The following is a 23,342-nucleotide window of genomic DNA, read 5'->3' as shown; positions in this document are numbered from 1 at the left end:
GTCCGCGCCGGACCGTTCGGGCAGGAGGTGCGCCGCATGGGAGGCCGTCAGGTGGTGCCGTTGTCGGCGGCCACCGTGGACCTGCTGCGTGAGCCCTGCCGCGGCTGCGTGCGGTGGCTGCGCGACCCGGTCGAGGCGCACGCCGGTCCGCGGCGGCGGTCGACCCCACGGCAACGGGCCTGGGTCGCGGAGGTGACGCGGGAGTGGGGCCCGCCCGGCGTGCTCGTCCGGGCGGGTGGCCGGACCCAGGCTCACGTGGTCCTGGCCCCGCCGGCCTACGTCCCGCGATCGCTGCTGCCTGCCACGGCGCCCGTCGGGCAGGACGCCGCGCTGCTGCTCTCGCTGTCGTCGGCCGGACGCAGCTGGAGCAGGCTGGCGGTCCAGGCCCTCTCGCGGGACCTGGTGCGTCGGCGCGTCCGCGCCGTCGAGGCGTACGGCGGCCCGGCGACCGTGCCGGGGTGCCTGCACCTGCCGGGCGGTCCCGTCGGCGTCGACCCGGCGCCCGCAGGGGGGTCGGTCCCGGTCCCCGGGCGATCGTGCTCCGACGAGCCGTGGCCGTCACCGGACCTGTGCCGGGTGCCGACCCGCCTGCTGCTCGACCTCGGCTTCGAGGTGGTGCGCGCGCATCCCACCGTGCCGCGGCTGCGGCTGGACGTGCGCTCGCTGGCGATGGTGGTGGACGAGCTGGGGGCAAGGCTCAGCCGGTGGTCGGCCGGGCACGCGACGGCGCCCGCCACGACGTGGGGTCGTGGGCGGGCGCCGGCGTGGGATCCGCGACGCGATCAGGACAGGTAGTCCGCGAGCTCCTTGAGCAGCTTGGGCTTGGGCTGCGCGCCGACGATGGTCTTGACGACCTCGCCGTTCACGTAGAGGTTGAGCATCGGGATGCTGGTGACGCCGTACTTCGCCGCCGTCTGCGGGTTGGCGTCGACGTCGACCTTGACCACGTCGATCTTGTCGGCGTGCGCGCCGGCGATCTCGTCGAGGATGGGGGCGATCTGGCGGCACGGGCCGCACCAGGTGGCCCAGAAGTCGACGAGGACGGGCTTGGTGCTCTGCAGCACGTCCTGCTCGAAGGTCGCGTCGGTGGTGTCCTTGGTGTTGGCGCCCATGGGGTTTCCTCTCGTTGGGTGGGGACTGCTCGGCTGGTGGTGCTGAGGGGTTGCGGCGGGTCAGCGGGACGGGGTGGAGCCCTCGGCCTCGGTCCGGTCGTCGGGCGTCGTGTCGGCGGGCGGGATGGCCCCCTCCTCCCGGGCGGCGAGCCAGCGCTCGGCGTCCAGGGCGGCCGCGCAGCCGGAGCCCGCGGCGGTGATGGCCTGACGGTAGGTGTGGTCGACCAGGTCACCGCAGGCGAACACGCCATCGAGGTTGGTCACGGTCCCGCGCCCCTGCACCAGGACGTAGCCCTCGTCGTCCAGGTCGACGATGCCGCGCACCAGCTCGTTGCGCGGGTCGTGGCCGATGGCGACGAAGACCGCTGCGGTCTCGAGCTCGCGCTCGGCCCCGGTGACGGTGTCGCGCAGGGTCACCGACTCGACCTTGTTCTCGCCGTTGATGGCCACGACCTGGGAGTTCCACGCGAAGTCGAGCTTGTCGTTGGCGTGCGCCCGCTCGGCCATGATCTTGGAGGCGCGCAGCTCGTCGCGGCGGTGGACGACGGTGACCGAGCTGCCGAAGCGGGTGAGGAAGGTCGCCTCCTCGATGGCCGAGTCTCCGCCACCCACGACCACGATCGGCTTGTCGCGGAAGAACGCCCCGTCGCAGGTGGCGCACCAGGACACACCGCGCCCGGAGAGGCGCTGCTCGTCCTCCAGGCCCAGCTCGCGGTAGGCCGATCCCATCGCCAGGATCACGGCGTGGGCCCGGTGCTGGTTGCCCTCGCCGTCGGTCACCACCTTGATCTCACCGGCCAGGTCGACGGCGGTGACGTCGTCACGGACCAGCTCGGCACCGAAACGCTCGGCCTGGGCCCGCATGTTGTCCATCAGGTCCGGGCCCATGATGCCGTCGCGGAAGCCGGGGAAGTTCTCGACCTCCGTGGTGTTCATCAGGGCGCCGCCGGCGGTCACCGAGCCCTCGAAGACGAGGGGCTCCAGGTTGGCGCGGGCGGCGTAGACGGCGGCGGTGTAGCCGGCCGGGCCGGAGCCGATGATGATGAGATTGCGGACGTCGTCGTTCATAGGGTCCTTCATCCGTGATCGTGGGGGCGACGCCGGGGTCGCGGCGCCGCGCGGGAGCGAGACCACTGTCCCACCCTCCGCGCGTGGGCGGAAACCGGGTACGGGGTCAGGACATTCCGGCGGTGCCCGAGACGTGCGGTCGCCGTCACCGCCCGTTTCACGTGAAACACGGACCGTCCGCCCGGCCGGTGCGGCGGGCGGACGGCTCAGCGAGCGCCGGTGACCGGTGCGGTGAGCAGGGTTGCGGAGCCACGCACGCAAGGCAGGCCTGCGGCATACACCACGACCCCCTCGCCCTGGTGGGTCGCGAGCACGACGGCGGGCTTGCCGGCATAGCTCGTGATCTCCGCGGCCAGCAGCCCGGACGGGGTCCCGCCGATGGCCGCCAGGCACTCCCGGACACCGTCAGGGGTGCCGATCGGACCGACGTGCGGTTGCTCGAGAGTGTGCGGGACGGGGGGCGACCAGCGACCTCGGAGCATCGTCCGGCCCTCGCGCAGGAGGTCGTCACCCGGGACGGACCGGCTCAGGCGCACCTGGACCGGGACCAGGTCCGGGGCTATGGCCACGGCCATGCCGGGCGGTGACTGGCGCGCGGTGGCGGAGGTGTCCAGGGTGGCTGCGGAGACGTCGGTGCGGACGTGCAGCTGCTCCAGGAGGGCGGGGGTGGCGAGCCCCAGCGCGGTGACCGCGGCGGCGGCGCCCAGCAGGAGCGGGACGGTGCGGCGGCCGGGGCGCCGCCGGGTCCGGGTGGCGCCGGACAGGGGGATGACGGGGGCGAGCTCGACCGGGGGGGCCGGCGGGATCTGGCGGCCGCGCGCCTCGGCCTCGAGCGACGCGGTGATGCGGGAGACCAGGTCGGCCGGCATGGGCCCCGGGTCGGGAAGGGCGGCGAGCAGGTCGCGGACGCCCGTGGGATCGTCATCGGTGCTGCGGGGCGGATCGGGGACCTGCGGTCCGGACGGGGCGTTCGGGCGGTCCGGTCGCTGGTCCCCGGTGGGGCGGGTCGTCGTCACGGGTGGGCACCTCCCTCGGCATGGGTCCGGCTGGTGTCGGCCGCCTCACGGCCGCCAGGTGTATGACGCGTCCTCACGTCCGATGGTTCCCGGTGGCCCGCGGCGAGCCGGTGCGCAGCCCGAGCAGGCCCGCCATCGCCGTCCGGCCGCGGGCGCACCGGGACTTGATGGTGCCCTCGGCGACGTCGAGGACCTGGGCGGCCTCGGCCACGCTGAGCCCGTGCATGTCGACCAGCACGAGAGCCAGCCGTTGCCCATCGGGCAGGCGCTCCAGGGCCTCTCGCACGTCGAGGGCGACCTCGAGGGAGGCGTGCTCGTCGCGCCCGTCGGCGAGGTCCAGCTCGGGCAGCTCGCTGGTCGGCTTGAGCCGCCGCAACCGGTCCAGGCAGGCGTTGACGACGATCCGGTGCAACCAGGTGGTCACGGCCGCCTCGCCGCGATAGGACCCCGCCCTGCGGAAGGCCGCCACGAAGGCGTCCTGGACCGCGTCGGCCGCGAGCTCCCGGTCGTTGCAGGTGCGCATCGCGACGGCCCACATCCGGTCGCGGTGCCGGCGGTAGATCTCGCCGAAGGCGTCCGGGTCGCCGGCGAGATGGGCTGCCATCAGGGCCCGGTCGTCGGCGGTCTGCAGGTCGAGGGGGGTGTCCATGATGACGGCTCAGGAGATGGCGATCTCGGACAGCGCGGCGTAGTGACCGCCCATCTGCGCGGGGCTGTTGGTGAACCACACCACGACATAGGGCTTGCCGGGGGTTCCCGGACGGACGTCGACGGTGACCTCGCCGGAGGCGCTCCTGACCGATCCCAGCACCAGGCCGCCGTCCTTGGACTCCGCGTCGCTGGCGTAGACCGTCAGGTCCTGCCCGGGGTTGTCGGGCAGCGTGAGCTTGACCTGGTGCAGGGTCGGCTTGTTGTCCCCGAGGTACACCGCGATGCCGACCCCGGTCTTGAGGTTGCCGAAGGTGTCCGAGGAGTAGCGCTGGCTGCGCCAGTAGGTGTCGGCCCTGCCGTCGCGGACCTTGTTGACCATCGCGTTGTTCTCGGCGTCGTCGCTGCCCTCGGGGTCGTAGGTCGTCAGACCGACGATGGCGACGGGCGGGGCCGCGACCGAGGTCGCGGTGGCGGAGCGACTGGCCAGCACCTGGCCCGCCGAGCCCACCGTCACCGTGACGGCCGGAGCGGTCGCGGTGTAGGTCCGGGCGACCGGGGGCGCGTCGAGCTGGCGCTGGATGTTGTGCACCATGGCGTAGACCCCGATGAGTCCCCCGACAAGGGCGAGCACGAGGCAGGTGGCGATCAGGGCGAGCACGAAGTTGGCCTGACGGGACGAGGGCGTCCCGGTCGGCACGTCGCTGACGAAGACCGGGGCGACCGGCTCGGCCTGGTGCGCCTCGGTCGTCAGGGCCTCGACCGGGGTCTGACCGGCCCGGGCCTGCGCACGCTGCTCGGCACGGCGCTCGGCCCGCCGCTGCCAGGGGCCGGCGGCGGCCTGGCCCAGCTGGCGGGCGCGCACCGCGGTGGCGCCCACCGCCGCCATCGCCGCCGCCTGCGCCTTGGTCGGCGGGTGCTCGATGTCGGTGCGCAGGTCGTCGGCCAGCGGGGGGAAGGGTGGTGCGGCGGGTGCGGCCGGGGTGACGGCAGACCCGGGCATGACGGCGGTGGCCGCGGCGGCTCCCGCGGTGGCGGGCGCGGTGGCGGGCACCGGGCGCTGGGTGGTCGAGGTGCTCGCGGCCGGCCGAGCCGCGACGGGGGTGGCCGCGGCCGTGACCGCGCCTGCGGGCGCGGCCGCCGACCGGTCCGTCGACGACGGCGAGGTGGCCGGCGTCGACGCCGCCGGCCCGGGCCCGGTGCCTGCGGTGTCGGCCTCGGCGGTCGAGGCATCCGCAGGGGACGGGCTCGGCGCCGGACCGGGCGCGACGACCGAGATCTGCTCGGTCGGCGCCACCGGCGGGGCGCCGTCGCGCAGAATCTGGGCGAAGGCCCCCGGAGAGGTGGCCCTGCCCCGACGTCCCAGGGTCTGGGTGACCAGGTGCTCCAGGTCGTCGGGCACGGCGGGGACCAGCTCGGACGGCGGTGCCGGGGCGCCGGCGACGCGTGGCGTGGGACGCAGACCGCTGCGGTCGATGCCCGGCCAGGTGGCGGTGAGGGCGGCGTGCAGCAGCGCGGCGAGGGCCACCGCGTCGGTGCGGGAGGCCTGGACGGCATTGAGGTGGTCCCGCCCGGCCAGGGCCGCCTCGACGGCCACGCCGCGCACGGCCACCGACCCGTCCTTGCGGCGCAGGACGTGGTCGGGGGACAGCTGCAGGTGGTGCAGTCCGCGGCTCGCGGCGGCGTCCAGCACCTCCGCCACGTCGAGGACGACCCGACGGGCGCGCGTCGCGGGCAGACCGCCGTCGGCGAGCAGGGCGGTCAGCGTCGTGGCGCCCTCGGGGGCCTCCTCGACGATGTGCACGAGCCCGTCGCCGCTGCCCGCGTCCAGGACCGCGAGCAGACGCGGGTCGGTGAGCGAGGAGACCCGCCGTGCCGCGTCCAGGGCGCCGGCCGCGGCCGGGTCCTGGTCGGGGATCACGGTGACCAGCACCCGGTGGCCCAGGGTCGTGTCGTCGGCCTCCCAGCGCTCGAGGCGGGCGGTGTGCGCGACCCGCTGGCGCAGGTGATACCTGCCTCCGATGGACGTGCCCGGTCCCACAGCCGGCATACGCCTGTCCCCTTCCGTCTCACGCAGCGGGCGGGGTGGGCGTCGGGCCCGGGGCCCAGGCCCGTCGCGTTCACCGCATTCTAGGTGGTGCCCGGCCCGCAGGCTCCGGCACGTGGTCTCTCGGAGTGGCTAGGCCGTGGCCCGCCCCGGCAGGCGGGAGCGCACCCGTCGGGTGACCGGGCTGAGCAGGTCGGCCACCTCCTTGACGTGGAAGGTGCGCGTGAGGACGAGGAACACCGCGAGGAAGATCAGCCCGCCCACCACCAGCTGGACGACGAAGGACACGAAGCCGACCCCGGCCAGCACCTGGATCCCCTCGATCAGGCCCCACGTGAGCAGCCCGGCGACGGTGGAGATCATCGCCAGGCGGACGTGCAGCCGCACGATGCGGTTGAGCGGCAGCCCACCCACGCGCCGCTGGGCGATCAGCATGAAGGTCACCCCGGCGACGAGGTTGCCGAGGGTCTGACCGACCGCGATCAGGGCCACCGAGTGACCGGGGGGGCCCCACAGGGCGCCCACGGCGAAGGTGATCTGCACCGCCGTGAGGAGCACCTGCAGCCACAGGTTGGTGCGCCCGTCGTCGGTGGCGAACAGGAATCGTGCCTGCAGGGTCGTCCAGCCGAAAGGGATGAGCCCGAGGATCATCACGCCGAAGACGATCGCGGTCTCGCGCAGCGACCCCTGGCGCAGCAGGCTCGGCATCGCGACCCCCAGCCCGGGGACCGCGAGCACCAGGCCGGCGACGGTGATGGGCACGAGCGCGACCGAGGGCAGGGTCAGCCCACGGGTGAGCAGGACCCGCAGCTCGGACCGGTTGCCGTCGTTGGCCGCCACCGACATCGGCGGATAGAGCGCCGTGATGATGGACGTGGTGATGATCGAGTGCGGCAGCATGAAGAACAGGAAGGCCACGTTGTAGACCATGACGCCGGCCACCAGCAGGTGGTCGTGCGAAGCCCGTGCCTGCACCATGAGCATGACCTTCATGGTCGCCCAGCCGCCCACCTGGCTGACGAGGAGCGCCGCGAAGGCCCACCCCGCCGTGCGGGTGGCGGAGCCGAAGCCGTGCCCCCGCAGCCCCCACCGGGGACGCCACCGGTAGCCCGAGGCGCGCAGCGCGGGGATCAGGGCCACCGCCTGCAGCACGATGCCCAGGGTGGTGGAGATGCCCAGCAGCAGGACCATGTCGTGGGTCCACTGCTCCGGCCGCAGGTGGTCGGACCCGGGATAGAGCATCTGGAAGGCCAGCAGACCCGCGATCTGCACGACGTTCGCGAGGACCGGGGTCCACATGAAGGCGCCGTAGCTGCCCCGGGCGTTGAGGACCTGCCCCAGGATGGCGTAGGTCCCGTAGAAGAACAGCTGCGGGATGCACAGGTAGGCGAAGTCGACGGCGAGCCGGACCTCCGGCCCGTCACCCCGCAGGCCGTAGAGGTTGACCAGCGGCGCCGCGGCGACGGTCGCCACGATCGTCGCCCCCAGCACCAGCGCGAAGCACGCCGTCAGCAGCCGGTCCACGAGGTGGTCGCCGTCCGGCTGCTTCAGCGCCTTGGTGATCTGCGGGATGAGGACGGCGTTGAGCAGACCGCCGGAGATCAGGATGTAGATGAGGTTGGGCAGGGTGTTGGCGACCTGGAAGGCGCCAGAGCTGATGGTGAGGGACCCGATGCAATATGTCAGCAGCGACTGCCGCACCAGACCGAGCATGCGGCTCACGAGGGTCCCGGAGGCCATCAGCGCGCTCGCGCGGCCCAGCGTCTGCTGCTTGACCTGCCCCGCGCCCTCGCGCTGCCGACGCTCCTGCTCCAGGGCCAGCGCCCGCGCCCGGGCACGAGCCCGGTGCCGGCCCACCTCCAGACCGGTCTCCCGGGCGGCTCCCGACGGACCGTCCGGGTCGGCGATGTGTCCGAACTCCCCGGTGTAGGCGCCGTCCGGGAACTCGTGGCTGTAGACCGAGAGGGGGATCTCCTCGGTCAGCGAGGCGTCCGACGGATAGCCACGGTCGTCGTCGGCGGAGCGGTCGTAGGGGCGCAAGCGGCTCATCACGGGTCCTTGGGGGAGCTGTCAGCGCCGAGGACGGCCTCGGCAACGGCGTCGTGGTCACCGAGCTCCCGCTCGGCGCGCGTCGGGCCGCCGCGACGCAGGGCACGCGCCAGCCCGAGCACGAGAATCGCGCCGACGATACCTGCGATGAGCGCGAACACCCACGCGCTGGTCGGGCGGACGTTCATGTTGACGGTACTGGGCGAGCCGAGGACGACACCGTCCGGGGTGGTGAGCCGAGCCTCCAGCGGGACCGTCCCTGCGGCCCGGGCCGACACCTGCACCCGCGTGGTGGTGCGGCTGCCCGCCGCGATGGACAGCGGAGGCGGCGCCTTGTCGACGCGCAGGGTCCCGATCCCGGGCACGAGGTCCAGGCGCAGGTCGTGGACGGCATACGGCAGGGAGTTGGTGATGGTGATCTGGATGACGCCGGTGTCGGCGAGGAAGTTGAAGGTGCTCGGAGGCACCTGCACCCCTCGGCGTGCCGTGCCCACGGACTCGTCGAGGGTATGGCGCAGCTCCTCCCACTCCTGCGGCCGACCCCGCCACCGGGCCGAGGCGAGGTCACGCAGCGCCATGGTCCAGGACGTGGTGAGCCGCTCCTCGCTGGGCAGGATCGTGCGCAGGCCGGTGACCGCACGCGCCCCCTCCGAGAGCTCCTGGGTCGTCTGCGGGGTCAGGGGCGATGCCGTGGCGGGCCGCAGCCGGGAGGGCGCGGTGGCGCGGCTGCTCGCGCTGAGGAAGGTGCTCGCGTCCACCTGACGCAGCCACGGGACCGTGCGGGTCGCCCGCCACAGCCGCCGCAGGGCGGCCGGGCTCGGCGCGGCGTCCCGGGGGAGGGCGACGAGGGCGGTGCGCCGGGTGCCGGGGCGCTCGCCCAGCAGGGCCAGGGTCTGCCCGAGGAACTCCTGCACGAGCTGGGCGTCCGTGCGCGTGCGCCACCCCGACGCGATCGCGCTCAGCCCTTCGTCGTAGGCCAGCAGGGGCAGCCCCTCGGAGCTGCGCTGCCCGGCGCCCGGGGTCAGGTCCGGGGAGCTGCGGATCGCGTTCGTGGAGACCAGGGCGGCCGCCGGGGCCGTGCGCGCCGTGGCGGCCTGCCAGGACGCCGTCCGGCCCTCCGGCCACAGCCCGTCCGCGGGCCAGGCGACGGAGTCGGGGACGGAGCGGCCCACCGCGGCGTCGAGGGGCGAGGCCTGCTGAGGCCACAGCAGCGGCCGCAGCTCGCGCGGGTTCGCGGTGAGCAGGGCGGCGGTGTCGGGGTCGCCCGGGGGCAGGGCCCACAGGGGCTGGGTGTCGTCGAGCGCGCGCAGCCGGGCGGCGAGCTGCTGGGCGTCGCGGGCCGCACCCGCCAGGGCGCCGGCCCCGGAGCCGGGGCTCGTCGGGGTGGGTGCCGTCGGGGTGGGGGTCGTCGGGTGGCTGCGGGCCGAGGCGTGCCCGGTGGCTCCGACGAGGGGGTGCGGGGTCGGGGTCGAGGTCGAGGTCGAGGTCGACGTCGGGGTCGGGGTCGCGGTGGGCACGGCCGTGGGGTCGGAGATCAGACCGCCCGGCCGGCTCGGTGGAGCGAGGACCGCCGGGTCCACCAGCCAGGTGACGGGCGTGCCGACGGCGGCGTCCAGCCGTTGCTGCAGGGGCCCCTGAGGTCCCACCGTCCGGGACCAGGCCGCCCCCACCTGCGCCGCGGTGCCTGCCGTGAGCTCGGGGTCGGCGGGGAGCGTGATCGGGGCGACCCAGGCCAGGCGGAGGGGTTCGTACTCCGGCGTGGCCCGCAGGCCCGCCAGGACCGAGCGCAGGACCCCGGCGCGGGTGGTGCCCGAGCGGACCTCGACGGCCAGGGGATAGGCGCCGAAGGGCCGTCCCCGGGGCACCGCGTCGGCCGGGATCGTCAAGGTGAGCGTCGAGGCGCCCCGCGCCACCAGCGGCGGGATCTGCTCCTGCGCCACCTCGCGGGAGGTCAAGGGGCGCGGCGTCGTCGCGTGCAACCAGGAGTCCAGCACGGCCCGGCTGGTCACCGGCGTGTCCCCCACCAGCAGGCGAGCCGACAGCGGACCCGTGGCCGCCGGGGCCGTGACCGTCAACCGGACCTTCACCTCCTGGCCCGGGCTCGCCACCACGGGCGCCACGTCGTCCAGGGTGATGCCCACGCGGGCGGCGGACTCCCGCTCCCGGGACGACGTCGGCACGGAGCCACGCCGCGCCACCGCGGCGGCGGGGGCCGCCGAGCCGGCACGGGCCGACACGGCGGGCGGGGGGAGCGCGGCGGGCGGGGGGAGCGCGGCGGGCGCGGCCGGCCGCCCGCTCACGGCGCCCCGGGAGGACGTGGCGCCCGCTGCCGTCATACCGCCGAGGAGCGGGGCGAGGGTCGCCAGGACCGCGGCGAGCCTCGCCGCCGCCCCCCTCGCGCCTCGGATCACCGGTCGCCGGCGAGGCGCTGCCAGGCCGTGGCCGCGATGCGCCTCTCGTTGGGGAAGGTCAGCTCGGTCGTGTGGTCGCCGAGTCGCACCCACGCCACGTCGATGGCCTCCTGGTCCGGGTCGTTCTCGATCGTCAGCCGGCCGCCGAGGGCCTCCAGCAGGTAGTGGTGCACGACCTTGTGGACGCGCGACGTCGCCGTGGTGAACCAGTAGTCGATCGATCCCAGCGGGGCAATCACCCGACCGTGGATGCCCGTCTCCTCGGCCACCTCGCGCACCGCGGTCTGCTCCAGCGTCTCCACGCCCTCGATGTGTCCCTTGGGCAGGCACCACTCGACGCGGCCCGCCCGGTTGCGCCGGGCGATGATCGCCAGCTCCGCCAGCCCCCGCTCGACCCGCACGATCACCCCGCCCGCGGAGACCTCCTCCACGGCAGGCAGCCGCCGCGGGAAGCGGGCAGCCGGGCTCATGGGGTAGGGACTGGACACCCCAGCACTCTAACGAGTACCCCTGGGAGGGCGCCTGCCGCCACGTCGGGGCGAACCCAGGTGACGATGAGTGATGACCGTTCGCACCCAGCAGTCGCGGCCCCCGCTCGCGGTGCCGGGCTGCGCCGTGGCCGGGCTGCGGTGCCGGGCTGCCCGCCCCCCGGTGGACTCTCCTAAGGTGGGGTGCTGTGCCTGGACCCACCACCACCCCCGACCCGCTGCGCGACCCGCAGCCCACCCCGCCCGACGGGCCCGAGCTGCTCGCCGTCGCGGCGCGCCACCTCGGGCCCGTCTCCGGACTCCTGGGCGAGCTGGGCGAGAGGTTCGCCGCGGCGGGGCACGAGCTGGCCCTGGTCGGCGGCCCGGTCCGCGACGCCGTCCTCGGCCGGGTGTCCACCGACCTGGACCTCACCACCAGCGCCCGGCCGGAGCAGACCGAGCGGCTGCTGCGAGGCTGGGGCGACGCGCTGTGGGACGTCGGGCGGGCCTTCGGGACCATCGGGGCGCGCAAGGACGGCTGGCAGGTCGAGATCACGACCTACCGCAAGGACGCCTACGACCGCACGACCCGCAAGCCCGAGGTGTCCTACGGCAGCACCCTCGAGGACGACCTGGTCCGGCGGGACTTCACCGTCAACGCCATGGCGCTGCGGCTGCCCGAGATGACCTTCGTCGACCCCCACGACGGGCTGGGCGACCTGGCGCGCGGCGTGCTGCGCACCCCGGGCACCCCCGAGGAGTCCTTCGGGGACGACCCGCTGCGGATGATGCGGGCGGCGAGGTTCGTGGCGCAGCTGGGACTGGCTCTCGACGACGAGGTGCGGGCGGCGATGGTCCGGCGGGCGGACTCGCTGCGGATGATCTCCGCCGAGCGGATCCGTGACGAGCTGGTCAAGCTACTCCTCACCGACCGGCCCCGCGCCGGCCTGGAGGTCCTCGTCGACACCGGCCTGGCCGAGATCATGCTGCCGGAGCTGCCCGCCATGAAGGCCACCGTCGACGAGCACAAGCGGCACAAGGACGTCTACGAGCACTCGCTCACCGTGCTCCAGCAGGCGATGGACCTCGAGCTGGCCGAGGCGCCCGCCCGTGGCGCGGACGAGCCCGAGGTCGCCGACGGGGGCCCCGTCGTCCGGCCTGATTTGGTCCTGCGCCTCGCGGCCCTGCTGCACGACATCGGCAAGCCCGCCACCCGCCGCTTCGAGCCGGACGGCGGCGTGAGCTTTCACCACCACGAGCTCGTGGGCGCCCGGCTGGCGAGCAAGCGGCTCAAGGCGCTGCGCTTCGACAAGGACACGACCAGGGCGGTCAGCCGGCTGATCGAGCTGCACCTGCGCTTCCACGGGTATGGCGACGGCGAGTGGACCGACTCCGCCGTGCGTCGCTACGTCACGGACGCGGGTCCGCTGCTCTCGCGCCTGCACCTGCTCACCCGCGCCGACTGCACCACCCGCAACGCCCGCAAGGCCGCCCGGCTGCGCCGCACCTACGACGACCTGGAGCGGCGGATCGAGCGGCTGCAGGCCCAGGAGGAGCTGGCCGCCGTCCGTCCCGAGCTCGACGGCAACGAGATCGCCGAGGTGCTCGGCATCCGGCCCGGGCCGGTGCTGGGCAGGGCCTACAAGCACCTGCTGGCCGTCCGGCTGGACGAGGGGCCCATCGGTCGCGAGGCGGCCGAGCAGCGGCTGCGTGCGTGGTGGGCGGAGCAGCCCGAGTCCCGAGGCTGAGCGGTTTCACGTGAAACAGCGCCCCGCGGGCGTGGGCCGTCCGAGGGGCGAGACCACTCCCGTTAGGCTGTCCGCGTGAAGATCTTGAGCGTCGTCGGAGCCCGCCCGCAGTTCGTCAAGCTCGCGCCCATCGCCCACGCCATGGCGGACGCCGGCGTCGAGCACGTCATCGTCCACACCGGTCAGCACTACGACCACGCCATGAGCGACTCGTTCTTCGAGGAGCTGCGGATCCCGGCGCCGGACGAGAACCTCACGGTCGGCTCCGGGACCCACGGCCGCCAGACCGGCGCCATGCTTGCGGGGATGGACGGGGTGCTGGAGAAGCACCGGCCCGACTGGGTGCTCGTCTACGGCGACACCAACTCCACGCTCGCCGGCACGCTCTCCGCGGTCAAGATGCACGTCCCGCTCGCCCACCTGGAGGCGGGCCTGCGGTCGTTCAACCGGCGTATGCCGGAGGAGCACAACCGGGTGCTCACCGACCACGCCGCCGACCTGTGCCTCGCGCCCACCGAGGTTGCCATGCGCCACCTCGCCGACGAGGGCATCACCGACCGCGCCGTGCTCGTGGGCGACGTGATGACCGACGTGCTGCACCAGGTGCGCGACCGGGTCGCGGGCGACGAGATCCAGGTGCCCAGGGGCATCGACCCGACCCGCCCCTTCCGGGTGGCCACGCTCCACCGGGCGGACAACACCGACGACCCGGCCACCCTGCGCACCATCGTGGACAACCTCGCCTCCCTCGACGTGCCCACCCTGCTCCTGGCGCACCCGCGGCTGCGGGCCAAGGCCCAGGAGCACGGCATCGACCTGGGTGCCGGGTCCGTCGTGGTCGCCGACCCCCTGCCCTATCCGCAGCTCGTCCGGGCGGTCATGGGATCGGCCGGGATCATCACCGACTCCGGTGGTCTGCAGAAGGAGGCCTTCCTGCTGCGGGTGCCGTGCACGACCGTGCGCACCGAGACCGAGTGGGTCGAGACCGTCGACCTCGGGTGGAATGTCCTGGTCGCCGACCCTGCCACCCTCGCCCGGGACGTCGACCGGCCGGCCCCGGCACCGACCGAGGCCGCACCCTACGGTGACGGCCGGGCGGCGGCCCGGGTGGTCCGGGAGCTCCAGCAGCACGCCCGCTGATGAGCCCGGACACCGACACCCTCGTCTCCCCGGCCGATGGATCCTCGGTCGTGCCCGGCTCGGCCCGGACCGCGCCCACCCGCGACCGCCACGCCCCCGAGCCGTCGGGACCGGCATCGACGGACCCCGCTCCGACGGGGCCCGGCGCGTCCGCCGCCCCCTCCCGGCCGCCGCTCGCCTGGGTCGCCTGGGTCCGTCTCGTCGCCATCCTGGGCGTGATCTCCATCCACAACGCCGGGGCCAACGCCACGGCCGCGCGGGCGGGCGACCACCGGCCCGCGCACCTGCTGGGCGTGGCGCTGGACCTGCCGTTCAGCGTGGCGGTGCCGGTCTTCGTCATGGTCTCCGGGGCCCTGACCCTGGATCCGGCGAGCTTCCGCGGGACCGGGCACTACCTGCGCAAGCGGGTGCTGCGGACGGTGCCGGCCATCGTCGTGTGGCACCTGGCCTACGTCGCCTTCCTCCAGCTGTGGTGGTATCCCGAGCCGTTGACGACCCGGGACGTCGTCCAGCGGATCCTCACCGGCCGACTGGCGCCGCACCTGTACTTCCTGTGGATCGTGCTCGGGCTGAGCCTGATGGCGCCCGTCCTGATCCGGTGGCTCGCCCAGGCCGGCCGCCGCGAGCAGGTCCTGACCGGCGCCGCGCTCGCCGCCATACCGGTGCTCTCCTCCGCGACCCGGTCGTGGCGCGCGACCCAGGCGGTGGCCGTGGAGACCCCCTGGACCTGGTGGGTCTGCTACCTCGGGCTCTTCGTGCTGGGGTGGGCCCTGCGGGACGTGGTGCTGCGCGGAGTCGCCCTCCTGGTCGCGGGGCTGCTCGCCGTCGGTCTGCCGACGCTGGTGAGCTGGCAGTACGCCGACCCCGGCCTGGCTCCCCGCCTGGACCAGCTGCTGCCCGTCAGCTACTACGGCGGCAGCGTCGTGGGGGGCGCGGTCTGCGCCTTCCTCGTCGCCCGGTCGACCATCCGCCCCGGCGGCGCGCTGGCGCTGCTCGCCCGACCCGGCGTGGTGCGGTGGGTCAACCCGCTCGCCGTCGCGTCGCTCGGCATCTATGCCTGCCACGTCATGGTGATGTGGACCCTCATGAAGCTCGGGATCCTCGGCGCGCCGGTGCTGTCCGGGCCGGACCTGGTGCTGCGGCTGCTGCTGATCGTGGTGATCTCGACGGCCCTGACCCTGGCGGCCCGGCGGGTCCCGGTCGTGCGGCGGGTCTTCTGAGGCTCTCCCGCGGCCGGTCCGGGTCAGGCGGGGACGCCGAGCCAGGGGCGCAGCGCCTCGGCCGCGGCCCGGCCGTCGTGGTGGCGGGCGACGTAGGCCGGGCCCTGCGCCGCGCGCTCGGCGGAGCCGTCCCGGTCGGTGAGCACGCGGCGCAGCACGGCGTCCAGGTCGGCGGGGGTGGCGTCGACGACGGGGATCTCGTCGTCGACCAGGTCCCGCGACCCGAGCACCGAGGCGACCACGAGCCGCCCGGCCGCCATGGCCTCCACCGCGGTCGTGCCGTAGGAGTCGCACAGGATCTGGTCGACCACCACGTCGACGTCCGTGATCAGCGCGACGAGCTCGGCGTGCGGCATGTGGTCGGGAGCGAGGTAGTCGCACAGCCCCTCCGCGGCGAGCCCGCGCAGCACCGGGTCGATGACGTCGGTGCCCTTGATCGCCGGACGACGACGGCTCGGCAGGTGCAGCACCCGGGGGAGCCGGTCGCCGGCGAAGGCCGGTGCCGTCCCCGCCCACGGGGTCAGGTCGACGGTCAGCGGCAGCCAGGTCGCGCGGGGCACGTCGTGGAGCAGGTCCGGGGTGGAGACGAAGACCGGCCCGTCGAAGCCGCGCAGCACGGCCCGGTTGCGGGCGACCGCGGCCGCGCCGAGCGCGAGATAGGGCACCCCTGCGGAGCGGAACCACGAGTGTCGCACCCGCAGCGCGTGGCCGAGCGGGTCGCGCACGTCCGAGCCGTGCGCGACCAGTGCCGGGCGGACCCCGGCGGCCGCGAGCTCGGCCAGGTCCCGGTCCGGTCGCCCGGCGACCTGACCACCCGACAGTGCGAGGAAGCCGTCGAGGGCGACGTGGGTGGCGCCCGCCCACCCCGGGGCCACGGCCGGGTCGCTCACCGGCACCCGCCGCGACAGGGCGCCGCCGCGGGCCGGCATACGGCGGTCGACGGGGAAGGCGAAGCCCTCGGTGCGCGCGAAGCACCAGGCCGGGACCCCCAGGGTGCGCCGCACCGTCGCGGCCCAGGCGCTCGCCTGACCGGCGTAGTTGGCCGGCCCGACGGCGAGGGCGGTCATCGGGCCATCAGCGCGGCGATCGCGCGGTCCCACACCTGCACCTGCTCCTCGGCGGACAGGGCTCGGGCGGCGGCGTGCGAGGCGGCCTTGAAGCCGGCGACCGACTCGGGGGTCAGCGTGTCGAGCGCGGCGGCGAGGGACTGCGCGGTGAAGTCCTCGGTGACCACGCCGAGGCCGTGCTCGCGGATGATCCCGGCCATCTCCGGCGAGGGGGAGAGCACGAGCGCCAGCCGGGCCTGGACGAAGTCGAAGAACTTGTTGGGCAGGGCCCAGCGGTTGTTGAAGTTGACCGGGGGCAGGACGTAGATCCCGGCGTCGTGGTCGTTGAGCACGGCGAGCAGCCGGTCGTAGGGCACCGCCGGATGGATCCGCACCCCGTCCAGGCCCGCCGCCCGCTCGGCGAGCGTCGCGCGATAGGCCTCGTCCTCGCCGGTGAGGTAGAAGTCGAGCGTGAACGGCCGGGACGCGAGCCGCACCGCGTCGATCATCAGCTCGAGGTAGCGGTCGGGGCGGGCCTGACCGGCGTGGACCAGGGCGATCGGCTCGTGCACCGGCGTCGGGGCGAGGTCCGCGGCCGGCGAGGCATTGGTGACGACCTGCGCGTCGATCCCGAAGACCGTGCGGTACTCCTCGGCGATGCCGCGGCCCACGGTGGTCACCGAGTCGGCGCAGGTGACGTGCCGGGCGCACAGCCAGGTCATCAGCGGCGCCACGAACAGCCGCCAGCGGGTGACGTCCTCCTTCATCCGCGGGGCGTACTCGTGCAGGTCGGCGTGGACGCCCTTGCGGGCCCGCAGCGACAGCGCGAGCGGGACGGTGTCCACGTCGTCGGCCAGGACCACGTCGTAGGCGCCCCTGGGCAGGACGCCGCGCAGGTAGGCCACGACCGGGTTGCGCCAGTAGGCCAGGGCGAACTGTCGCGCCAGCACCAGCGGCCGGGGATAGCGCCAGTAGACGAGCTCGTCCGGGATCCGCACGTGGTCCACCACGCCCTCCGGCGCCTCCCCGTAGCCCACCGTCGTCACGTCGTACTGCGGCGTGAACAGGCGGATCTGCTTGAGGACGCGCGCGTCGGACCGCAGCCCGGAGAAGGAGATGATCAGCAGCGAGGGGCGGGCCATGCGCCCATTGTGGCAGCCGGGGCCGGGCACCTCGTCGAGGCGGTATGGCGGGGCGGTCACCCGGGCCTCGTAGGCTAGGCGGGTGACCGACGAGCCGCGCATCCTGCACCTCAACGACTGTGCCTACGTGGCGCGACAGCTCGTCGACGCCGCCGCCCGCACCGGACGCCGCTGGGACTACCTCCCGCCCGAGCGGGTGCGCCCCGCGACCGTGCCCGCCAACCCGCTCCTGGCCAAGGCCACCTACGCGCGGTTCGTCGCGGACCGGGCGCTGCACGTGGGGCGCGCCGACGTCGTGCACGTGCACTACGGCACCACCGCGCGGCTGCTGCGCGAGCGGGGGATCCCCCGCCGGCCCTACGTCCTGACGCTGCACGGCACCGACATCCGCGAGCAGTGGCAGGACCCGCGCTTCCACGACGAGATCCGGCGCGGCATCGACGAGGCCGCCCACGTCTACTACACCAACCTCGACACCGTCGAGCAGGCCACGACGGCCCGCGCCGACGCGGAGTACCTCCCGGCCTTCGTCGACCTCACCCGGCTGCCCGCCTGGACCCCCGCCCCCCGCCCCACCGTCGTCTTCGCCTCGCGCTGGGACGACGTCAAGGGGGCGGCCGCCAACCTCGAGCTGGCCCGCGCGCTCGGTCGGGCCCTGCCCGAGGCCCGTCTCGTCGGCCTGGACTGGGGCGCGCACGCGGCGCGGGCCGGCGAGCTCGTCGAGCTGCTGCCGCGCACCGACCACGCGGGTTACCTGCGGCTGCTGGCCACGGCCCACGTCGCGGTCGGCCAGGCCCGGGACGTGCTCGGGGTCAGCGAGTTCGAGGCCATGGCCATCGGGGTGCCCACCGCGATCCTCGGCGCCCGCATCCCGCGGCCCGACGACGGCACCACGCCGCCGGTGCTCGAGGGCACGGTCGACGAGGTCGTGGCGCAGGTCCGCGACGCCCTCGCCGACCCGGCCGCCGCCTCCGCCCGCCTGGGCGCCCGCACCTGGGTGGCCGAGCGCCACGTCGCCGACCCTGTCATCCCGCGCCTCGTCGCGACCTACCAGGCGGCCGTTCGTGGCTGAGTCCCTCGACCAGGACGTGACCGCGGCGCCCGACGAGACCCCGACGGGGGCGCCCGACCAGACGCAGACCGCCGCCACGGGGCTCTCGCGGCGCGACACCCGGCCCCAGCACGGCGGCCGGCTCGACGCGCTCGACGGCCTGCGCACCATCGCGGTCTTCCTCGTCGTCCTCTTCCACGCCGAGGTGCCCGGGATGCACAGCGGCTTCCTCGGGGTCGACCTGTTCTTCGTCCTCTCGGGCTACCTCATCACCGCCGGGCTGGTCCGGGGGCTGATGCGCGGGCGGGGCGCAGGGCTGTCGAGCTTCTGGTCGCGGCGGTTCAAGCGGCTCCTGCCCGCTGCCCTGCTGGTGTGCCTCGCGGTCCTCGTGTGGTCGATGACCCTGGCTCCGGCATACCGCCGCCCCTCCCTCGGGGCCGACCTGTGGTGGACCAGCCTGTATGCCGCGAACTGGCACTTCATCGAGTCCGCGGGCTACTTCGCGGCGCAGGGCGCCCCGTCGCCGCTGCTGCACATGTGGTCGCTGGCCGTGGAGGAGCAGTTCTACCTGGTGTGGCCGCTCGTCCTCGCCGCCACCTGGCACCTGCTCGGCCGGGGCCACCCCGGGCGGGCCCGCCGGGCGGTCCTCGCCGTCGGTGTCGTGCTGGCCGTCGCGTCCGCCGTGCTGTTCGTCCGGGTCGCGGGCTCCGGCGCCACCGACCGGGCCTACATGGGCTCGGACACCAAGGCCTTCGAGCCCCTGCTCGGGGCGTTGGTCGCCGTGCTGCTCGCCGATCCCCGTGCGGGGCAGCTGGCCCGCCGCGCCGCGCCGGTCGTCGGGTGGATCGGTGCCGTCGGGCTGGTGCTCGCCATCCCGCAGCTCGGGGACTCCGCCGGCCCGAGCCCGTGGTACTTCGGGTCGGGCGCCATCATCTTCTCGCTGCTGTCGGCCGCGGTCATCGTCGCGCTCGCCCGCGGCGAGGTCCCCGGCCTGTCGACGGTGCTGGCGCTGCCCCCGGTGTCCTACCTGGGGCGCATCTCCTACGGGATCTACCTGTGGCACTGGCCGGTGGCCTGCTGGCTGCCCGGCGAGGGCTTCGCGCCCTGGCGGGCCGTCGCCGTCGTGGTCCTGTCGGTGCTGCTCGCCGCCGCGTCATACCACCTGGTGGAGCTGCCGGTCCGCGACGGCAGCCTGAGCCGCCGGCTCACGCCTCGGCGCACGTTGACGTCCAGCGCCGGGATCGTGGGGGCCCTCGCCCTCGCCGCCGCGGTGCTCGGCGGCACCCCCGCGTCGGCCGCGATCAACGGCGTCGTCCGCCTCCCCGCACCGCCCGGGGACAAGGTCGTGCTCGTGGTCGGCGACTCGGTGCCCCAACGGCTGCTCACGGACCTGGCGGCGGCCGCCGACCGGCGTGGGCTCACCCTGGTCTCCGCGACCGCGGGCGGCTGCTCGCCGCTGGGCGCGCACACCGAGATCTCCCCCGGTGAGAAGATGGGCCTGAACTGCCTCTCGGTGCCGGACAAGATCCGCACCGCCGTGGACACCTACCACCCGGGCACCGTCATCTGGTGGTCGCGCTACGAGCTGGCGGACCGGTATGACGGCGCGACCCTGGTGCGGGTCACGGACCGGTCCTTCTGGGACGTGCAGCGTCGGGACCTGCGCACCCGGATCGGGGACCTCACCGCCCACGGCGCCACCGTGGTGTTGGTGCAGACCGACCGGGTGGGCGTGGGCATCCGCAGCCGGTGCACGCCCCAGCGGTGCCACCCCTTCCTGGACCGGCTGGTCCACCACGACGAGCTTCGGCACACCTGGAACGACCTGGTGGCCGACGTGGTGAACCAGGACCGCCGCACCCGGCAGATCGCCATCGACGACGTCTACTGCCACGATGCCAAGGCGCCCTGCGACGACCGGGTGGCCGGGGGCGTGCCGGCGCGGCGGGACGGGAGCCACTTCGACGACCCGCAGACCCGGGCCGTGGTCGCCGGGGCCCTCCTGGACCGGGCCATGGCGGCCCGCCCCCGCTGACCTACCGGCGGTGGTCGGACTCGCCGGGGAGAAGTGAGCAGGCGGATCCGACCACCGCCGGTAGGTCGGGTCAGGCGAGACCGGCCAGGCGGGCCTGCTCGGCGAACTGCGGCGACGCCGCCACCACCTCGTCGAAGGTCCCGCGCGCGGCGATCCGTCCGTCCTGCATGAAGCACACCTGGTCCGAGTGGCGGATCGTGGACAGGCGGTGGGCCACCGCGACGACGGTGACCTCGCCGTGCATCTCCCGGATCGCCTGGGAGACCGCCTCCTCGGTCGCGGTGTCCAGGGCGGACGTGGCCTCGTCCAGGACGAGGACGAGGGGTTCGACATACAGCGCCCGCGCGATCCCGAGGCGCTGGCGCTGCCCGCCCGACAGGGTCAGGCCGCGCTCGCCGATCCGGCCGTGGATGCCCCCCGGTCGCGCCTCGACGATGTCCAGCAGCTGCGCCCGGGCGAGCGCGGACCGCACCCGGGTCTCGTCGACGTGCTCGGACCAGGTGAGCGCCACGTTCTGGGCGATGGTGCCGTCGAAGAGCGTGACCTCCTGCGGGACGTAGCCCACCCGCTCCCGCCAGGCGTGCAGCACGTCCTCGAGACAGTCCCCGTCGATGGCGATCCGGCCGTGGGTCGGGGTGATCAGGCCGAGCAGCAGGTCGACGAGGGTCGACTTGCCCGCACCCGAGCCACCGACCAGAGCCAGGGACGAGCCCATGGGAACCCGCAGGTCGACGTCGCTGACGGCGGGCCGGTCAGAGCCGGGATAGGTGAACCCCACGTCGCCGAGGGTGAGCTCGCGCGGCGTCTCGGCGAGCGGCTGGTGGCCGACCTCGCGATAGGTCCGCAGGTAGCCCTCGGCCGAGCGCACGTCCTCGATGATCGTGTCGGCGAAGGGTGCGTTGGCCTCGATGGAGGTGACGTAGTTCTGCAGGCGGGTGATCGACGGGATGATCTTGAAGCCGGCGATGCCGAAGAGCGCGAGCGACGCCATCGCGGCGGGCATCCCCGCACGGACGTAGTTCGCGCCGCCGATCAGCAGCAGCCCGCCCACGAGCGCGATGTCCGTCGCGAACTTCGGCACGGCGGTGAGGAAGCGGATGTTGGCGCGGGAGCGGGTGACCCGACGCCGCACGGCGTGGATCTGGTCGCCCATCTCGTCGGACTTGTCCCGCAGCGTGATCTCCTTGAGGGCGGAGACCATCTCGGCCATCAGCTGGTTCATGTGCAGCGCGGAGTCCCGGTTGACCCGCCCGGCGATGCGGGCCTGCCGGCCGACCCAGGCGTAGATGACCAGCGCGATCACCCCCAGGTAGGCCACGGTGAGGCAGGCGGTGAGCGGGTCGCGCACCAGGATGATCGTGGTGACCGACAGCATGGTGACGATCTCGGTGGGCAGCTGCGCCGCGGGCAGGAGCACCCCGGCGATCATGTTGGCCAGGCCCACGTCGGCGAGCGACGCGAGCTGGGTGGAGGAGCGCTTGAGTCGCTCGGTCCACGGCGAGCGGATGTACGCCTGGAAGAGCTGGCGGCCGATGGACAGCTCGTAGGTCTCGAAGGTCCTGGTGGAGTGGAACTGCAGCCCCAGGACCAGCAGGGCCTTGACGATCATCAGGGTCCCGGCGGCGAGCAGCAGCCAGGCCACGGCGGACCCCTCGACGGTGCCGAGGAGGGGGATGCCGCTGACCCGGGGCACGCCGCCACCGGACGTGTTCATCAGCGGCTGCAGGACGAGGGCCATCATCGCCAGGGCGGCGGTGTCCAGCAGCGTGAGCGCCGCGGAGGTGATCGCGAAGAAGCCGAGGTAGCGCCGGGCGCCGGGGGGCAGCAGCGTGAGCAGCCGGCGGATGGTGGGGCCGAGGTTCTTCATGCGCGGGCCCCGGCTCCGCGCAGGCGCGCGATCACGGCGACCGCGGCGTCCTGGGTCCGCGCGGTCAGCGAGGCGTGCGTCCGGGTCCAGGTCACCAGGTGCTCCCGGTCCGGTATGCCGAAGGGCGTGGTCACCGAGTCCATGGCGACGGCGATCGCCGTCGGCGTGAACTCCGCCGCCAGCCCCAGCCGCTCGCTGCGCACCAGCTCGGCTCCGGCGGCGTCGGCCGCCCCGGCGAAGATCACCGGGGTGCCGGTGGCCGTGGCGGCGTAGATCTTGGTGGGGCGGGCGAAGTCGTAGCCGAGGCCCGGCTTGATGGACACCAGCGCCGCCGTGGCGCCGCGCAGGTAGCGGGCGGCGACCTCGGGGGCGACCACGCCGGGGAAGTCGACGGCGCCCGGGACCAGCCGGGCGGCCAGCTCCTTGAGGGCGGTCAGCTCGCTGCCCTGGCCGAGGAAGACCAGCCGGCAGCGGCCGCCGCGGCGACGGTGCTCGGCGAGGGCTTCGACGAAGACTCCCGCGCCCTGCCACTCGCTCATCGTGCCGGTGTAGACGAGGTAGGGCTCGTCGCTCTCCTGCCGTGGGCCCTCGGGCGTGAACACCGCGGTATCCACCCCGTTGCCCACCGTGATGACCTGCTCGCGGGGGACCCCGAGCTCGACGAGCCGGTCGGTCACCGCGTCGGACACGGACAGCACGACGGCGGCGCCGCGCAGCACGGTCCGCTCGACGAGGCGCAGCCCGGCGACCACGGGAGCGGGTGCCCCGGCGGAGCCGGCCGCGTCGGACCAGACGTCCGCGGCATACCAGACGTAGGGGACCTGCTGCAGCCGGGAGACCGCGAGCATGACCGCCCCGGTCGTGGGCGGCGGCTCCACGACGTACAGGTCCGGACGGCCCCGCAGGAGGGTGCGCACGGCGAGCGGCAGGTCGTAGGACAGGTAGGGCAGGTAGCCACGGATCACGCCGTTGTCGTCGCGCAGGGCGGGCCAGCGGGACACCCGCAGGGCACCGTCGTCGCCGGCGGGGGAGCCGGGCGCGGGGGTCGAGGTGAGCACCTCCACCTCGCAGCCCAGGGCGGCGAAGGCGTCGGCGAGCCGGCGCTGTCGGAAGGCCCCTGCCGCGACCTCCGGGGAGAACAGTCGGGAGGTCACTCGCACGAGGGGTCGACGCATGGCCCCCATCGTAGGTGTGCGGGGTGGGGACCATCTGCAGGCCCGCCTGGAGCAGGCGGCGGGCGCTCGGGGAGGGGCTGGCGGCACGGCGCCGGGGGCA

The 23,342-nt window shown here is 74.5% G+C and carries 18 protein-coding genes; 6 read left to right on the top strand and 12 right to left on the bottom strand.

All coding sequences use genetic code 11. The features are described from left to right. Positions 1-36 precede the first annotated feature (36 nt). Positions 37-795, top strand: a complete 759-nt coding sequence (locus ACK2IS_RS15485; RefSeq protein WP_409484181.1) for a hypothetical protein — start codon at positions 37-39, stop codon at positions 793-795. Here the strand turns inward: ACK2IS_RS15485 and trxA are convergent. The 8 genes from trxA to ACK2IS_RS15445 all read right to left on the bottom strand — a co-directional run bounded on the left by trxA (position 783) and on the right by ACK2IS_RS15445 (position 10,821). Beyond that, on the bottom strand, positions 783-1,112 hold the full coding sequence (gene trxA, locus ACK2IS_RS15480) for a thioredoxin (protein WP_409484180.1): 330 nt from the start codon (positions 1,110-1,112) through the stop codon (positions 783-785). The two genes, ACK2IS_RS15485 and trxA, sit on opposite strands and share 13 nt — an antisense overlap. Positions 1,113-1,172: 60 nt before the next feature. Then, on the bottom strand, positions 1,173-2,192 hold the full coding sequence (gene trxB / locus ACK2IS_RS15475) for a thioredoxin-disulfide reductase (protein WP_409484179.1): 1,020 nt from the start codon (positions 2,190-2,192) through the stop codon (positions 1,173-1,175). Positions 2,193-2,386: 194 nt separating this feature from the next. Beyond that, a complete protein-coding gene (locus tag ACK2IS_RS15470; protein ID WP_409484178.1) occupies positions 2,387-3,196 on the bottom strand; it encodes a hypothetical protein in 810 nt (269 codons plus the stop codon). A 73-nt stretch (positions 3,197-3,269) separates the two neighbouring features. Beyond that, the gene (gene sigM, locus ACK2IS_RS15465) at positions 3,270-3,845 is read right to left on the bottom strand and encodes an RNA polymerase sigma factor SigM (RefSeq protein WP_409484177.1); all 576 of its coding nucleotides are present in this window, start codon (positions 3,843-3,845) and stop codon (positions 3,270-3,272) included. 9 nt (positions 3,846-3,854) lie between these two features. Further along, entirely contained in the window at positions 3,855-5,894 is a 2,040-nt protein-coding gene (locus ACK2IS_RS15460; RefSeq protein ID WP_409484176.1) for a hypothetical protein, read from the bottom strand. Positions 5,895-6,023: 129 nt separating this feature from the next. After that, a complete protein-coding gene (gene murJ / locus ACK2IS_RS15455; RefSeq protein WP_409484175.1) occupies positions 6,024-7,940 on the bottom strand; it encodes a murein biosynthesis integral membrane protein MurJ in 1,917 nt (638 codons plus the stop codon). Continuing rightward, complete coding sequence (locus ACK2IS_RS15450) at positions 7,940-10,351, bottom strand: DUF6049 family protein (protein WP_409484174.1); 2,412 nt, start codon at positions 10,349-10,351, stop codon at positions 7,940-7,942. The genes murJ and ACK2IS_RS15450 overlap by 1 nt, the downstream gene beginning before the upstream one ends. Continuing rightward, entirely contained in the window at positions 10,348-10,821 is a 474-nt protein-coding gene (locus tag ACK2IS_RS15445) for an NUDIX hydrolase (protein ID WP_409485689.1), read from the bottom strand. Before ACK2IS_RS15445 ends, ACK2IS_RS15450 begins: the two co-directional genes overlap by 4 nt. A 236-nt stretch (positions 10,822-11,057) precedes the next feature. Between ACK2IS_RS15445 and ACK2IS_RS15440 the strand changes: the two genes are divergently transcribed. From ACK2IS_RS15440 to ACK2IS_RS15430, 3 genes are all read left to right on the top strand, one after another. Then, positions 11,058-12,566 (top strand): CCA tRNA nucleotidyltransferase, encoded by a 1,509-nt coding sequence (locus tag ACK2IS_RS15440; protein WP_409485688.1) that lies wholly within the window; start codon positions 11,058-11,060, stop codon positions 12,564-12,566. Between the two features lie 75 nt (positions 12,567-12,641). After that, positions 12,642-13,706 (top strand): non-hydrolyzing UDP-N-acetylglucosamine 2-epimerase, encoded by a 1,065-nt coding sequence (wecB, locus tag ACK2IS_RS15435; RefSeq protein ID WP_409484173.1) that lies wholly within the window; start codon positions 12,642-12,644, stop codon positions 13,704-13,706. Further along, the gene (locus tag ACK2IS_RS15430; RefSeq protein ID WP_409484172.1) at positions 13,706-14,926 is read left to right on the top strand and encodes an acyltransferase; all 1,221 of its coding nucleotides are present in this window, start codon (positions 13,706-13,708) and stop codon (positions 14,924-14,926) included. Before wecB ends, ACK2IS_RS15430 begins: the two co-directional genes overlap by 1 nt. Before the next feature lie 23 nt (positions 14,927-14,949). Here the strand turns inward: ACK2IS_RS15430 and ACK2IS_RS15425 are convergent, their stop codons facing one another. Continuing rightward, the gene (locus ACK2IS_RS15425) at positions 14,950-15,993 is read right to left on the bottom strand and encodes a glycosyltransferase (protein WP_409484171.1); all 1,044 of its coding nucleotides are present in this window, start codon (positions 15,991-15,993) and stop codon (positions 14,950-14,952) included. Next, positions 15,990-17,174, bottom strand: a complete 1,185-nt coding sequence (locus tag ACK2IS_RS15420; protein WP_409484170.1) for a glycosyltransferase family 1 protein — start codon at positions 17,172-17,174, stop codon at positions 15,990-15,992. Before ACK2IS_RS15420 ends, ACK2IS_RS15425 begins: the two co-directional genes overlap by 4 nt. Before the next feature lie 22 nt (positions 17,175-17,196). Here ACK2IS_RS15420 and ACK2IS_RS15415 point away from each other — a divergent pair, with 22 nt between their 5' ends. Both ACK2IS_RS15415 and ACK2IS_RS15410 read left to right on the top strand, forming a co-directional pair. Continuing rightward, a complete protein-coding gene (locus ACK2IS_RS15415) occupies positions 17,197-18,186 on the top strand; it encodes a hypothetical protein (RefSeq protein WP_409484169.1) in 990 nt (329 codons plus the stop codon). Continuing rightward, a complete protein-coding gene (locus ACK2IS_RS15410) occupies positions 18,179-20,200 on the top strand; it encodes an acyltransferase family protein (RefSeq protein WP_409484168.1) in 2,022 nt (673 codons plus the stop codon). Before ACK2IS_RS15415 ends, ACK2IS_RS15410 begins: the two co-directional genes overlap by 8 nt. Before the next feature lie 70 nt (positions 20,201-20,270). Here the strand turns inward: ACK2IS_RS15410 and ACK2IS_RS15405 are convergent, their stop codons facing one another. Further along, a complete protein-coding gene (locus ACK2IS_RS15405) occupies positions 20,271-22,067 on the bottom strand; it encodes an ABC transporter ATP-binding protein (protein ID WP_409484167.1) in 1,797 nt (598 codons plus the stop codon). Further along, positions 22,064-23,242, bottom strand: coding sequence for a glycosyltransferase (locus ACK2IS_RS15400; RefSeq protein ID WP_409484166.1), 1,179 nt, complete (start codon positions 23,240-23,242; stop codon positions 22,064-22,066). Before ACK2IS_RS15400 ends, ACK2IS_RS15405 begins: the two co-directional genes overlap by 4 nt. Positions 23,243-23,342: the final 100 nt, after the last annotated feature.

Source organism: Arsenicicoccus dermatophilus (assembly GCF_046267915.1).
Taxonomy (GTDB): domain Bacteria; phylum Actinomycetota; class Actinomycetes; order Actinomycetales; family Dermatophilaceae; genus Arsenicicoccus; species Arsenicicoccus dermatophilus_A.
Note: the sequence above shows the minus strand (reverse complement) of the source record. Positions and strands in the feature narration are given on the sequence as shown.

What these genes read in the sequence shown, in the direction of transcription:
- murJ (WP_409484175.1), bottom strand. Translation starts at nt 7,940, where the DNA reads ATGAGCCGCTTGCGCCCCTACGACCGCTCCGCCGACGACGACCGTGGC.
- ACK2IS_RS15445 (WP_409485689.1), bottom strand. Translation starts at nt 10,821, where the DNA reads ATGAGCCCGGCTGCCCGCTTCCCGCGGCGGCTGCCTGCCGTGGAGGAG.
- trxB (WP_409484179.1), bottom strand. Translation starts at nt 2,192, where the DNA reads ATGAAGGACCCTATGAACGACGACGTCCGCAATCTCATCATCATCGGC.
- ACK2IS_RS15485 (WP_409484181.1), top strand. Translation starts at nt 37, where the DNA reads ATGGGAGGCCGTCAGGTGGTGCCGTTGTCGGCGGCCACCGTGGACCTG.
- ACK2IS_RS15400 (WP_409484166.1), bottom strand. Translation starts at nt 23,242, where the DNA reads ATGCGTCGACCCCTCGTGCGAGTGACCTCCCGACTGTTCTCCCCGGAG.
- ACK2IS_RS15405 (WP_409484167.1), bottom strand. Translation starts at nt 22,067, where the DNA reads ATGAAGAACCTCGGCCCCACCATCCGCCGGCTGCTCACGCTGCTGCCC.
- ACK2IS_RS15460 (WP_409484176.1), bottom strand. Translation starts at nt 5,894, where the DNA reads ATGCCGGCTGTGGGACCGGGCACGTCCATCGGAGGCAGGTATCACCTG.
- trxA (WP_409484180.1), bottom strand. Translation starts at nt 1,112, where the DNA reads ATGGGCGCCAACACCAAGGACACCACCGACGCGACCTTCGAGCAGGAC.
- ACK2IS_RS15430 (WP_409484172.1), top strand. Translation starts at nt 13,706, where the DNA reads ATGAGCCCGGACACCGACACCCTCGTCTCCCCGGCCGATGGATCCTCG.
- sigM (WP_409484177.1), bottom strand. Translation starts at nt 3,845, where the DNA reads ATGGACACCCCCCTCGACCTGCAGACCGCCGACGACCGGGCCCTGATG.
- ACK2IS_RS15425 (WP_409484171.1), bottom strand. Translation starts at nt 15,993, where the DNA reads ATGACCGCCCTCGCCGTCGGGCCGGCCAACTACGCCGGTCAGGCGAGC.